12 protein-coding genes are annotated in these 12,553 nt (G+C 68.1%); 3 read left to right on the forward strand and 9 right to left on the reverse strand.

The window, feature by feature from the left end; translation table 11 throughout:
* Positions 1-43 precede the first annotated feature (43 nt).
* The 5 genes from prcB to arc all read right to left on the reverse strand — a co-directional run bounded on the left by prcB (position 44) and on the right by arc (position 5,067).
* On the reverse strand, positions 44-889 hold the full coding sequence (prcB, locus tag OHA73_RS10980) for a proteasome subunit beta (RefSeq protein WP_267071052.1): 846 nt from the start codon (positions 887-889) through the stop codon (positions 44-46).
* Positions 841-1,065, reverse strand: a complete 225-nt coding sequence (locus OHA73_RS10985) for an endonuclease domain-containing protein (protein WP_443063059.1) — start codon at positions 1,063-1,065, stop codon at positions 841-843. The genes prcB and OHA73_RS10985 overlap by 49 nt, the downstream gene beginning before the upstream one ends.
* Positions 1,066-1,087: 22 nt before the next feature.
* Positions 1,088-1,306: a ubiquitin-like protein Pup gene (locus tag OHA73_RS10990; protein WP_266721499.1), complete on the reverse strand. Its 219-nt coding sequence runs from the start codon at positions 1,304-1,306 to the stop codon at positions 1,088-1,090.
* Between the two features lie 201 nt (positions 1,307-1,507).
* Positions 1,508-3,019 carry a depupylase/deamidase Dop gene (gene dop, locus OHA73_RS10995; protein ID WP_267071051.1) on the reverse strand — a complete coding sequence of 504 codons (1,512 nt, stop codon included), beginning with the start codon at positions 3,017-3,019 and terminating at the stop codon, positions 1,508-1,510.
* 281 nt (positions 3,020-3,300) lie between these two features.
* Positions 3,301-5,067, reverse strand: a complete 1,767-nt coding sequence (gene arc / locus OHA73_RS11000) for a proteasome ATPase (RefSeq protein WP_266721495.1) — start codon at positions 5,065-5,067, stop codon at positions 3,301-3,303.
* 263 nt (positions 5,068-5,330) lie between these two features.
* Here arc and OHA73_RS11005 point away from each other — a divergent pair, with 263 nt between their 5' ends.
* Positions 5,331-5,645 (forward strand): ferredoxin, encoded by a 315-nt coding sequence (locus tag OHA73_RS11005; RefSeq protein ID WP_267071050.1) that lies wholly within the window; start codon positions 5,331-5,333, stop codon positions 5,643-5,645.
* Positions 5,646-5,720: 75 nt separating this feature from the next.
* Here the strand turns inward: OHA73_RS11005 and OHA73_RS11010 are convergent, their stop codons facing one another.
* From OHA73_RS11010 to OHA73_RS11020, 3 genes are all read right to left on the reverse strand, one after another.
* Positions 5,721-6,296, reverse strand: a complete 576-nt coding sequence (locus tag OHA73_RS11010; protein ID WP_266721491.1) for a hypothetical protein — start codon at positions 6,294-6,296, stop codon at positions 5,721-5,723.
* A 232-nt stretch (positions 6,297-6,528) separates the two neighbouring features.
* Positions 6,529-7,434, reverse strand: a complete 906-nt coding sequence (locus tag OHA73_RS11015; protein ID WP_266721490.1) for a tRNA (adenine-N1)-methyltransferase — start codon at positions 7,432-7,434, stop codon at positions 6,529-6,531.
* 67 nt (positions 7,435-7,501) lie between these two features.
* Complete coding sequence (locus tag OHA73_RS11020) at positions 7,502-9,103, reverse strand: site-2 protease family protein (RefSeq protein ID WP_327654941.1); 1,602 nt, start codon at positions 9,101-9,103, stop codon at positions 7,502-7,504.
* A 178-nt stretch (positions 9,104-9,281) separates the two neighbouring features.
* On the opposite strand from OHA73_RS11020, the gene OHA73_RS11025 reads away from it, so the two are divergent.
* Together OHA73_RS11025 and OHA73_RS11030 are read left to right on the forward strand one after the other, a co-directional pair.
* Positions 9,282-10,181, forward strand: a complete 900-nt coding sequence (locus OHA73_RS11025) for a RecB family exonuclease (RefSeq protein WP_267071048.1) — start codon at positions 9,282-9,284, stop codon at positions 10,179-10,181.
* A gap of 49 nt (positions 10,182-10,230) precedes the next feature.
* The gene (locus OHA73_RS11030; RefSeq protein ID WP_266721484.1) at positions 10,231-10,902 is read left to right on the forward strand and encodes a response regulator; all 672 of its coding nucleotides are present in this window, start codon (positions 10,231-10,233) and stop codon (positions 10,900-10,902) included.
* Positions 10,903-10,965: 63 nt separating this feature from the next.
* Here the strand turns inward: OHA73_RS11030 and OHA73_RS11035 are convergent, their stop codons facing one another.
* The gene (locus OHA73_RS11035; protein WP_327654942.1) at positions 10,966-12,543 is read right to left on the reverse strand and encodes an ABC transporter substrate-binding protein; all 1,578 of its coding nucleotides are present in this window, start codon (positions 12,541-12,543) and stop codon (positions 10,966-10,968) included.
* Between the last annotated feature and the right edge of the window lie 10 nt (positions 12,544-12,553).

The raw sequence follows: 12,553 nt of genomic DNA on the forward strand, positions 1-12,553 counted from the left end.
GTCAGTGGCTCGATGAGTAGGCAACCAAGAGGGAGTCGGCCGGCTAGAGCAGAGCGGCCCGCGGACCGTCCGGCAGCTCCATACGCCGCTCCAGGATCGACCGGGCGATACCCGAGGACTCGTCGTCCGACAGCCGACGGAAGCCCTCGTCCGAGATCACCGTGACGATCGGGAAGATCCGCCGCGCCATGTCGGGACCACCCGTCGCCGAGTCGTCGTCCGCCGCGTCGTACAGAGCCTGCACGACCAGCGTCGTCGCCTCCTCCTCCGACAGGTCGTCGCGGTAGAGCTTCTTCATCGCCCCACGCGCGAACACCGAACCGGAACCGGTCGCCGCGAAACCGTGCTCCTCGCTGCGGCCACCCGTGACGTCGTACGAGAAGATCCGGCCCCTCTCGCGATCCACGTCGTACCCGGCGAACAGCGGCACGACGGCCAGACCCTGCATGGCCATCCCCAGATTCGACCGGATCATGGTCGACAACCGGTTCGCCTTGCCCTCCAACGACAGCTGCGCACCCTCGACCTTCTCGAAGTGCTCCAGCTCCAACTGGAAGAGCTTCACCATCTCGACGGCCAGACCGGCGGTGCCGGCGATGCCGACGGCCGAGTACTCGTCCGCCGGGAAGACCTTCTCGATGTCGCGCTGCGCGATCACGTTCCCCATCGTGGCCCGCCGGTCACCGGCGAGTACGACGCCGCCGGGGAACGTGGTGGCCACGATGGTCGTGCCGTGCGGGGCCTCGATGACGCCCTGCGTCGGCGGCAACTGCCGGTTGCCCGGCAGGATTTCGGGCTGGTGCTCCGACAGGAAGTCCATGAACGACGACGATCCAGGCGTCAGGAAGGCAGCCGGTAGACGCCCGGTGCTACGAGGGTTGGCTTCCACGCGTTTCCTTCCAAGTAGGCGATGGCCCGACGTGTGGTGTCGGGATCGTCTCCCAACTTGCCGAGGGCCGAATTGCAGTTGAAGCACAGTACGACTCGGACCCTACCCGTCTCGTGGCAGTGATCCACATGTACGGCGAGGACGTTCCGCAAAGGCCGCGCACGGTGTGGGCGCACCGCACCGCACGCGACGCTTCGCCTACTCGCCGCCCTTTTGCACAAAGGACCTCACGAAGTCCTCTGCGTTCTCCTCGAGAACGTCGTCGATCTCGTCCAGAACCGAGTCGACGTCGTCGCTCAGCTTCTCCTGGCGCTCCTTGAGGTCCTCGGTCGACTGTTCGTCGACCTCCTGCTCCTCGACCTCCTCGGTGGAGCGCGTCGCCTTCTGCTGCCCGCCGCCGGTGTCCTTGGTTGCCATGTCCAGCTCACCCCGCTCGGTTCGACATCCACGCCGTGGACGACGTGGTTCGCTCAGGTCGTTCGTGATCAGAACCCTACGCGTCGGCTCTGACATCGGCCCCGCACTTTCCTCAACGTGCGGGACCCACCTCTGTGATTCCCCTGCCACCGACTTTTCAGCCCCGGATCGGTGATTGATCATCGGCGGATCGGGCGCCGGTCACTGCCCGGACAGCACCCGGACCAGATCCTCGGCCGTGCGGCACCTGTCAAGGAGCTCCTTCACGTGGTTCCGCGTTCCGCGAAGGGGTTCCAGGGTGGGGACACGCTGGAGCGAGTCCCGGCCCGGGAGGTCGAAGATGACCGAGTCCCAGGAGGCCGCCGCGACGTCGTCCGCGTACTGCTCGAGGCAGCGTCCGCGGAAGTACGCCCGGGTGTCCTCAGGCGGCTTCGTACGGGCGTTCTCGACCGCCGTCTCGTCCAGGAGACGCTTCATCTTGCCGCGCGCCGCCAGACGGTTGTAGAGCCCCTTCTCGGCGCGTACGTCGGCGTACTGGAGGTCCAGCAGGTGCAGCTTGGCGGCGTCCCATTCGAGGTTGTCGCGGCGCCGGTAGCCCTGCATGAGCTCGAGCTTCGTGACCCAGTCGAGCTCGCCGGACAGGCTCATGGGGTCGGACTCCAGGCGCCCCAGTACGTCCTCCCAGCGGGCCAGGACGTCCTTGGTCTGGTCGTCCGCGTCGGCGCCGAAGCGCTCCTCCACGTACTTCCTGGCGAGTTCGAAGTACTCCATCTGGAGCTGGACCGCGGTGAGTGTGCGGCCACTACGGAGCGTGATCAAATGCTGGAGGGACGAGTCGTGGGAGACCTGGTGGAGGGTGCGGACCGGCTGGTCCACGGCCAGGTCGACCGCGATGAAACCGTCTTCGATCATGGACAGAACGAGTGACGTCGTGCCGAGCTTGAGATAGGTGGAGATCTCCGAGAGGTTGGCGTCGCCGATGATCACGTGCAGGCGGCGGTACTTCTCGGCGTCCGAATGCGGCTCGTCGCGCGTGTTGATGATGGGGCGCTTGAGGGTGGTCTCGAGGCCCACCTCGACCTCGAAGTAGTCCGCGCGCTGGCTGAGCTGGAAGCCGTGCTCGTGGCCGTCCTGGCCGAGGCCGACACGGCCGGCCCCTGTCACGACCTGGCGTGAGACGAAGAACGGGGTCAGGTGGCGCACGATGTCCGAGAAGGGGGTCTCCCGCTTCATCAGGTAGTTCTCGTGCGTCCCGTAGGAGGCGCCCTTGTTGTCGGTGTTGTTCTTGTAGAGGTGGATGGGCTGGGCGCCGGGGAGCTGGGCCGCCCGGTCGGCGGCTTCGGCCATGATGCGCTCGCCGGCCTTGTCCCAGAGCACGGCGTCCCAGGGGTTGGTGACCTCGGGTGAGCTGTATTCGGGGTGTGCGTGGTCTACGTAGAGGCGCGCGCCGTTGGTGAGGATGACGTTGGCCAGACCGATGTCCTCGTCGGTGAGCTGGCTGGAGTCGGCGGCCTCACGGGCGAGGTCGAAGCCTCGGGCGTCGCGCAGCGGGTTCTCTTCCTCGAAGTCCCAGCGGGCCCTGCGGGCCCGGTGCATCGCCGCCGCGTAGGCGTTGACGATCTGGGACGAGGTGAGCATGGCATTGGCGTTGGGGTGGCCGGGGACTGAGATCCCGTATTCCGTCTCGATGCCCATTACTCGCCGTACGGTCATGCGGCCCTCCTTGCCCGGCAGCGCCCTCGGTCGGGGGCGCCGCTCAAGTACCGCTGGTTCTCCGGTGCGTGTGCGGTGCCCGTCCCCGCACTGCGCGACCCGGCGGCATGGAAGAGCCTAGAACGCCTTTGCGCTGGTGGGGAGATCATTTGCGTCATTGGATTCGCTCCGGCTTCGAGCGGGTGGTCGCGTGGTCGGTTCCTGTCGTGTGCCGCGGAGTGCTGCCGCAAAACAGGTCGGCTGCGGGTACCCGGTTGGGGCACCCGCAGCCACCCTGTCTTTTACAGGTACTGACCGGTGTTCGCCACCGTGTCGATGGAGCGTCCGGTGTCCGCGCCCTGCTTTCCGGTGACGAGGGTGCGGATGTAGACGATCCGCTCACCCTTCTTACCGGAGATTCGGGCCCAGTCGTCCGGGTTGGTGGTGTTGGGCAGGTCCTCGTTCTCCTTGAACTCGTCGATGCAAGCCTGCAGGAGGTGGGAGACCCTGAGTCCCTTCTGGTTCTGCTCGAGGAAGGCCTTGATGGCCATCTTCTTGGCGCGGCCGACGATGTTTTCGATCATTGCGCCGGAGTTGAAGTCCTTGAAGTAGAGGACTTCCTTGTCGCCATTTGCGTACGTCACCTCGAGGAAGCGGTTTTCCTCGGTTTCGGCGTACATGTGCTCCACGGCCGTCTGGATCATGGCGTGAACGGTGGCTGCCCGGTCGCTGCTGTGCTCGTCGAGGTCGTCGAGGTGCAGCGGGAGGCGTTGGGTGAGGTACTTGCCGAAGATGTCCTTGGCCGCTTCGGCGTCCGGGCGCTCGATCTTGATCTTCACGTCGAGTCGTCCGGGCCGCAGGATGGCCGGGTCGATCATGTCCTCGCGGTTGGAGGCGCCGATCACGACCACGTTCTGCAGGCCTTCGACGCCGTCGATCTCGGCGAGCAGCTGCGGGACGATGGTGTTCTCCACGTCCGAGCTGACGCCGGAGCCACGGGTGCGGAACAGGGACTCCATCTCGTCGAAGAAGACGATGACGGGCGTGCCCTCGCTGGCCTTCTCACGAGCACGCTGGAAGACGAGGCGGATCTGCCGCTCGGTCTCACCGACGTACTTGTTGAGAAGTTCGGGACCCTTGATGTTGAGGAAGTAGCTCTTGCCCTGGGCCACTCCGGTCACTTCCGCGACCTTCTTGGCGAGGGAGTTTGCCACTGCCTTGGCGATCAGGGTCTTACCGCATCCGGGGGGCCCGTACAGCAGGACGCCCTTGGGCGGCCGCAGTTCGTGCTCCCTGTAGAGGTCCGGGTAGAGGTAGGGGAGCTCGACCGCGTCGCGGATCAGTTCGATCTGGTTGCCCAGGCCGCCGATCTGCTCGTAGCCGATGTCCGGGACCTCTTCGAGGACGAGTTCCTCTACTTCGCTCTTCGGTACGACTTCGTAGACATAGCCGGATCGGGGTTCGAGCAGCAGGGCGTCGCCGGGGCGGATGGTGACGTCCAGCAACGGCTCGGCGAGCCGTACCACCCGTTCCTCGTCGGTGTGCCCGACCACGAGGGCTCGATCGCCGTCCTCGAGGATTTCCTTGAGGGTGACGATGTCGCCGACGCTCTCGAACTCCATGGCCTCGACCACGTTGAGCGCTTCGTTGAGCATGAGTTCCTGGCCGCGCCGAAGCTCTTCGAGTTCGACGCTTGGACTCACGTTCACACGGAGTTTGCGGCCGCCGGTGAAGATGTCGGCGGTGCCGTCCTCGTTTGCCGAGAGGAAAACCCCGAAGCCTGCCGGTGGTTGTGCCAGCCGGTCGACTTCTTCCTTGAGGGCCACGATTTGGTCGCGGGCCTCTCGGAGTGTGCCTGCGAGCCGCTCGTTCTGGGCGGACACGCCGGCCAGGTTGGTCTGCAGTTCGACGATCCGCTCTTCGAGAATCCTCGTGTGCCGCGGAGAGTCGGCGAGCTTGCGCCGCAGGACGGCGATTTCCTGCTCGAGATAGGCAACCTGCCCGGCAGGGTCTTCGGACCCTCGTCCCGGGCGGATGCCGCGGTTGATGTCGTCGTCGTGGGCTGCCACGGTCCTCACCTCCTCCAAGGGGAGCTGGACGCTTCCAGACCCTACCTGGGCGGGTGTCGATTGAAACCCCTAGATCAAAAAGACGATGGGGTGTGTCCGATCTTCACCCTTGCGCTCTCCCTCACGCCAGGGGAATACCCACCCAACAACATCGGAAAGCGGCCGGTTGTAGGGTCGAAGCGTTCAACACCCGTCAGGCTTGGCCCGACTTGCTCCTCTGAAGGAGCTTTTCGGCAGCCGCGACGCAGGAAACGGCAGGAGACATGACCGTGCGGCAAGAGGCCGGATCCGATACCGACAGCGGCGTTCCGCTGGAGGTGTGGATCGACCAGGATCTGTGCACCGGGGACGGGATCTGCGCGCAGTACGCTCCGGAGGTCTTCGAGCTGGACATCGACGGTCTCGCGTATGTGAAGAGCGCGGACGACGAGCTGTTGCAGGACGCGGGTGCGTCAACGCCCGTGCCGCTTCCGCTTTTCACGGATGTGGTGGCGTCGGCGAAGGAGTGTCCGGGCGACTGCATCCATGTGCGCCGGGTTTCGGACAGGGTCGAGATCTACGGCCCTGACGCTGAGTAAAATTCGGTAGCTCTGCGTAAACATGTGGGCCCCGTCCGCCGGTGATCCGGCGGACGGGGCCCCTTGCGTGCGGTGTCAGGCGGCGCGGGCCTCGGAGGGCGTGGAGCGGACGAACGCCCCGCCCTTCCACTGCCACTTGGCCTTCTCGTGGACGTCCGGGCGGTATCGGGGCACGGCGTCCGAGGAGTAACCGTCCAGGTCGGCGAGGACCGATCCGTCCTGTATGGCGAGCATGGTCGCCGAGTAGTTGTCCTTCGGTGTGACGAGCGTGGCGACGACGCGGGGCTTGGCTCCTGCGGGCTGTGTCACGACGTAGATGCCGCTGGGCGGGGTGCCGACGCCGGCGTCGCAGCGGACGACGGCGACCGTCTCCGGGCGTCCGTCGCCGTCCAGGTCCCCGGCGGCCTTCTTGACGACGGCGGTCTTGACGGGCCCGCAGTCGAGCGGGAAGTGCACGGCGGCGGGGTCGGGCGGGGCCACGGCCGCGGGCTTGCTCGCGGGTGACTCCTGGTCGGCCTGGGCCGCGGTGGCGGAATCGGGCTTGAGGAAGCCGGAGACCGCGACGACGGCGGCGAGGGCGGCCGCGGTGGCCAGCCAGTGGATGGGTCGTGTGGTGGTGTGCGCCAGTTCCGGGACGGCGGATTGCTGCACGAGGAGCGTCTCCTGTGAGGGCTGTGCCGGTGGGGGTGGCCAGCATCGTGCCATACGTCACAGTGCGCGGGAACGGTGGGGTCCGTTCTTTCTCTCGGTGATATCTGGTCCTGTTGCTGCCGTTACGCCAACGAACAAGCGCCGCCGCAGAGTTCCCGTGGGTGCGGGGGAACTCAGCGGCGGCGCTGTCGCGTTGTGCGGTTGTACGTTTTCGGTGACTCGGCCCGGTGGCTCAGCGGCCCCGGTTGCCGCCTGCGGCGTTGGGGCCGTCGTAGTCCTCGCCGTAGGCGCCCTTGGCGGGGCGGCGGCGGCGCATGGGCGGCTCGACGCCGTCCGCGAGGCGGCGGGCGGTGAGCAGGAAGCCGGTGTGGCCGATCATCCGGTGGTCGGGGCGGACGGCGAGGCCCTCCACGTGCCAGTTGCGGATCATCGACTCCCAGGAGGTCGGCTCGTTGAAGCAGCCGATCTCGCGGATGGACTCGACGGTGCGGGCGAGCTGCGTGGTGGTGGCCACGTAGCAGCACAGGATGCCGCCGGGGACGAGCGCCTTCTTGACGACGTCCAGGCACTCCCAGGGGGCGAGCATGTCGAGGATGACGCGGTCCACGTCACCGTCGGACAGGTTGTCCTGGAGGTCGCCGACGGTGAGCTGCCAGGCGGGGTGCGGTCCGCCGAAGTAGCGCTCGACGTTGCCCTTGGCGATCTCGGCGAAGTCCTCGCGGCGCTCGTAGGAGTGCAGCATGCCTTGGTCGCCGATGGCCCGCAGCAGGAAGCTGCTGAGCGAGCCGGAGCCCACACCCGCTTCCACGACGCGGGCGCCGGGGAAGATGTCGGCGAAGGCGAGGATCTGCCCCGCGTCCTTGGGGTAGACCACGGCGGCGCCGCGGGGCATGGACAGGACGTAGTCGGGGAGCAGGGGGCGCAGCGCGAGGTAGGCGACGTTTCCGGTGGTGCGGACAACGCTGCCCTCGGGTGCGCCGATCAGCTCGTCGTGCGGGAAGGAACCCTTGTGGGTGTGGAAGTTCTTTCCCTCTTCGAGCGTGAACGTGTAGTGGCGGCCCTTGGGGTCGGTCAGCTGTACCTGGTCCCCGACCGTGAAGGGCCCGCGCCTGCGGGCGGCACCGGTCGGTTCGGACATGTGAACAGCCTACCGGGCTTGGCGGGGGACGCCGACCACACGGCTCGTGCGACGTCTACTGCGACGTCTACGAAGGGCGGGCCATGGCCTTGACGAAGGCGCGTTCCACGTCGGCCGCGGAGAGGACTCCGTAGATGGCGCCGTTCTCCTCGACCACGAGGTATTCGGTGGCGGGGGTCTCGCGGAGGGTGTCGAGGAGTTCTTCGCCGGCGAGTTCGGCGGAGACGCGCATGCCGTCGGTGAGGTCCTGGGCGAGGCCGCTGACGGGGACCCAGGGGCGGCGGTGTTCGGGGATGCCGACGATGGCGGCCTCGCGGACGAGGGAGTGGGGGTCGCCGTCGGCGTCGACGACGACGAGGGCGCGGGCGCCCGCCTCGTTGGCCCGGCGCAGGGCTTCGGAGAGCGGGGTTTCGCTCTCGACGGGGACGGCGCGGCGGGTGAGGGTGCGGGCGCGCAGGTCGGGGAGGTGTTCGCGCAGCCGGGCCATGCGCAGGCTGTTGCCGGCGCCGGTCCAGATGATCGCGGCGAGGATGGCGGCCAGCAGCGCGTCCATGAGGGTGTCCATGCCGCCGGCTTCTTCGGCGCCTTCGCCGAGGGCGCCGGACTGGGTGAGCAGCGGCAGGCCGATGAGGACGGTGACGGCGAGGGCGCGGCCGACCCAGGCGGCGGCGATGGTGCCGCTCATGGGCTTGCCGGTGAGCTTCCAGACGACGGCGCGGAGCATGCGGCCGCCGTCGAGGGGCAGTCCCGGCAGGAGGTTGAACGCGGCGACGATCAGGTTGGAGATCATCAGGCCCGCGAGGAGCACGCCGGGGACGGTGCCGGGTTCGACGACCCGCATCGCCGCGTAGAAGACGCCGGAGAGGACGAGGGAGAGCAGGGGGCCCACGAAGGCGAGCATGAATTCGCGGCCGGGGGTCTCGGACTCCTTCTCGATCTCGGAGACGCCGCCGAAGAACTGCAGCTGGATGCGGCGCACCGGGAGCTTGTAGCGCAGCGCGACGACGGTGTGGGCGAGTTCGTGGATGAGTACGGAGGCGTAGAAGGCGACGGCGAAGAAGAGGGAGACCAGGTAGCGGGCGGCGCCGAGTTCGGGCAGCACGCGGTCGAGTTGGCCGCCGAACACCCAGGTGATCAGCGCCGCCACGAGGAACCAGCTGGGGGCGACGTACACCGGGACGCCGAAGGGGCGGCCCATGAGCAGTCCGCCGCGTGGTTCGGGGCGCTTGGTGGGGCCCTTGATGGCGCCCTTGCGTTTGCCGGAGGCGGCGGTGGCGCGCTCGGGGTGGCGGTCGTAGGGGGGCGCGGGCGGCGTGTCCTGCGACTGGGGCGTGAAGTCCGTGGCCGGGGTGGGGTCGGCCTGCGGGTTGCCAGGAGTCTGCGGAGTGCCGGTGGACTGCGGGGCGTCGGGGGTCTGTTGCGGCGCCGCGCTGTCCGGTTCCGCGTCGGCCTGCTGCTGCGCTGCCGCGCTCTCCGGCTGCCCGGTGACCGCGTCCTGCGGTTCCGTGCCGGTCCCGCGCTCCCCCTGGTCCTGCGGCGTTTCGGGTTCTCCCGGATCCTGGGCCCCACTGGTTGCGCGGGCTTCGGTCGCGTCCGGCTCGACCGCGGCCGGAGGTCGGGGCGACGTCGCCTCCCCGGTGCCGGACTGCGGCTGGCCGCTCTCGTCCACGGTGATCCCTCGGTCCCCTCGTTCGAAGCGTTTCCCGCCGCCCGGCGGGACGTTCTGGCGTCGATGGTATGCGGACAGTGTCGACGGGCCCCCGTCGACTCCCCCGCGCCACGCTACGCAAGACGCGGCCCGCGTGCAGGTGCCTGACTGTCAGTGCGGCCCCGTATCGTCGTACGGCATGGAGACCAGCACGGATCAGGCCCCTGCGCGGCCCGCGGCCGCCCCGCCGGGGTCGCTCTCGCCGTCGCGCGCGAGCGATTTCATGCAGTGCCCGCTGCTGTACCGGTTCCGGGTGATCGACAAGCTGCCGGAGAAGCCGAGCGAGGCGGCGACGCGGGGCACGCTGGTCCATGCCGTCCTGGAGCGGCTCTTCGACGCGCCCGCGGACGAGCGGACGGCGCCGCGGGCCACGGCGCTGATCCCCGGCCAGTGGGAGCGCCTTCGGGAGTCGAAGCCGGAGCTGGCCGAGCTGTTCGCCGACGCCGGCGAGGGCGAGGAGGCCGCGGGCGAGCGGATGGCGCGCTGGCTCGGCGATGTGGAGCGCCTCGTGGAGCGGTGGTTCACGCTGGAGGATCCGACGCGGCTCGAGCCCGTGGAGCGGGAGCTCTTCGTGCAGGCCGAGTTGGAGTCGGGTCTGAAGCTGCGCGGGATCATCGACCGGGTGGACGTGGCGCCGACGGGCGAGGTGCGCATCGTCGACTACAAGACGGGCAAGGCGCCGCGCCCCCAGTACGCGGAGGGCGCGCTGTTCCAGATGAAGTTCTACGCGCTTGTCGTGTGGCGCCTGAAGGGGGTCGTGCCGCGCCGCCTTCAGCTCGTGTATCTGGGCAGTGGGGACGTGGTGACGTACGACCCGGTGGAGGCGGATCTGGAGCGGGTGGAGCAGAAGCTGCTCGCGTTGTGGGAGGCGATCCAGCAGGCGACGGAGACGGGCGACTGGCGGCCGAGGCCCACGAAGCTGTGCGGCTGGTGCGACCACCAGGCGGTGTGCCCGGAGTTCGGCGGCACTCCCCCGCCGTACCCGCTGCAGATCGTCTCGGCGCCCCGGGCCGGGGCGGAGGACCTCCCGCAGGCATAGCAGGGCAGAATGGGCCGCCGGGTCTGTCGAAGGATCAAAGGAGAGTTTCGTGGCCATCCGCGTCCTACTGGTCGATGACCAGCCGCTGCTGCGTACGGGCTTTCGCATGATCCTGGAGGCCGAGCAGGACATCGCGGTGGTCGGCGAGGCCGGGGACGGTCTGCAGGCGCTCGACCAGGTGCGTGCCCTGCAGCCCGATGTGGTCCTGATGGACATCCGGATGCCGCGGATGGACGGTGTGGAGGCGACCCGGCAGATCTCGGGCCCCGGCAAGGACGGCCCGGCGAAGGTCCTGGTGCTGACCACGTTCGATCTCGACGAGTACGTGGTGGAGGCGTTGAAGGCGGGGGCCAGTGGCTTCCTGCTGAAGGACGCGCCCGCGGGCGAGCTGGTGCAGGCGATCCGGGTGGTGGCGGCCGGCGAGGCGATGCTGGCGCCCAGCATCACGCGTCGTCTGCTCGACAAGTACGCGGACCATCTTCCGTCCGGGGACGAGCCGGTCCCGGACACCCTGCACACCCTCACGGAGCGGGAGGTGGAGGTGTTGAAGCTCGTCGCGCGCGGCCTGTCCAACGCCGAGATCGCCGCCGACCTGTTCGTGAGCGAGACGACGGTGAAGACGCACGTCGGCCATGTGCTGACGAAGCTGGGCCTGCGCGACCGGGTGCAGGCGGCCGTGTACGCGTACGAGAGCGGATTGGTCCGCCCCGGCGCGCAGTAGCCAGTACCAGCGAAGGCGGCGGTCACCATCACGGTGACCGCCGCCTTCGTGTGCGTACGGGGCTCAGCCCTTGCTGATCTCCCAGAACCGGAAGACGGTCGACGCGTCGAGGCAGTTCTCCAGGCCGTACACGTCGGACTTGGCGACGGCGTACTGCTTGGCCTGCCAGACCGGCAGGATGGGCAGCTGGTCGGCGACGATGTTCTGCAGCTGCTCGTAGCGCGGGACCGTTCCGGAGCGGTCGCTCTGGGCGCCGGTCTCCGGGATGATCCTGCCGGTGATGGTGCTGTTGTCGTAGCGGTTGTCCAGGACGTTGCCCTTGCCGAAGAACGGCTGGGTGAAGTTGTCCGGGTCCGGGTAGTCGGGCACCCAGCCCTTGACGTAGACGCCGTACTTGCCGGACTTGATGTCCCGCTCGTACTGGGCGAATTCGACGGACTTCACGTCGGCGTCGAACAGGCCGCTCGCGTTGAGCTGCTTGGCGATGGTCTTCAACTCGGCGTCGGTGGCGGGGCCGTAGCGCGCGGGCGTGGACCAGAGCGTGAGCTTGACCGGCGTGTTGACGCCGTCGGCGCGCAGCGCGGCCGCCGCCCTGCTCTTCGAGGGGCGGGCCCCGTACTTGTCGAAGAAGGCGGTGTTGTGGCCGGTGATGCCCGCCGGAATGATCGAGTACAGCGACGTCGCGGTCTGGTCGTACACGTCGTCGATGAGGGCGTCGCGGTCGATGAGGTAGGCCATCGCCTTGCGGACGCCGATCTTGCCCGCGACCGGGTCGTCCATGTTGAAGACGAGGTGCTGGACCTCGGCGCTCGTGCCCTCGATGACGTCCAGGTTCTTGGTGCCGGACTTCTCGATGTCGGCGACGTCCTTGGCGGCGAGACCGCGGTAGGCGAGGTCGAGATTCCCGGCGAGCAGCGACTTCTTCAGGCCCGCCTGGTCACCGTGGAAGAACTTCATGGTGACGCCCTGGTTCTTGACCTTGGCGGTGCCCTCGTACTTGGCGTTGACCGAGAAACCGGCCTGCTTCTTGCCGAAGGAGTCGAGCTTGTAGGGGCCCGAGCCGACGGCCTTGCCGTCGTTACGCAGCTTGTCCGCGGGGTACGCGGTGTGGTCGACGATCGATCCGGCGCCCGAGGCGATCTTGCTGGGGAAGGTCGCGTCGGCGGACTTGAGCCTGAAGGTGACGGTCCTGGCGTCCGGGGTCTCGACCTTGTCCAGCATCGGGAACATGATCGCGGGGCCGGCCTCGTCGTTGATCCGCATCATGCGGTCGAAGGAGAACTTGACGTCCTTCGACGTGAGCGCGTGACCATTGCTGAACTTCAGCCCCTCGCGCAGCGTGCACGTGTAGACCTTGGTCGCACTGTCGCTGAAGTGGCACTCCTTGGCGGCTTCCGGCTGCGGCTCGGTGCCTCCCTTGGGGAAGCTGAGCAGCGACTGGAAGACGTTGTTGAACAGCAGCCACGAGCCGGGGTCGTAGCCGGAGGCCGGGTCGGTGGCCTGGATGTCGTCGGACATTCCCATGACCACGGCGTTGCCGCCGTCGGCGGAGTCGCTCTCGTCAGAGCCACAGCCGGTCAGGAGTGCCGCGGCGAGTCCCGCGCCGAGGGGCATGACCAGCCACTGGTTGCGCATTCTCACGTACGTGCCT

Origin of the sequence: Streptomyces sp. NBC_00483 (assembly GCF_036013745.1) — a bacterium.
In the GTDB taxonomy this organism is placed as follows: Bacteria; Actinomycetota; Actinomycetes; order Streptomycetales; family Streptomycetaceae; genus Streptomyces.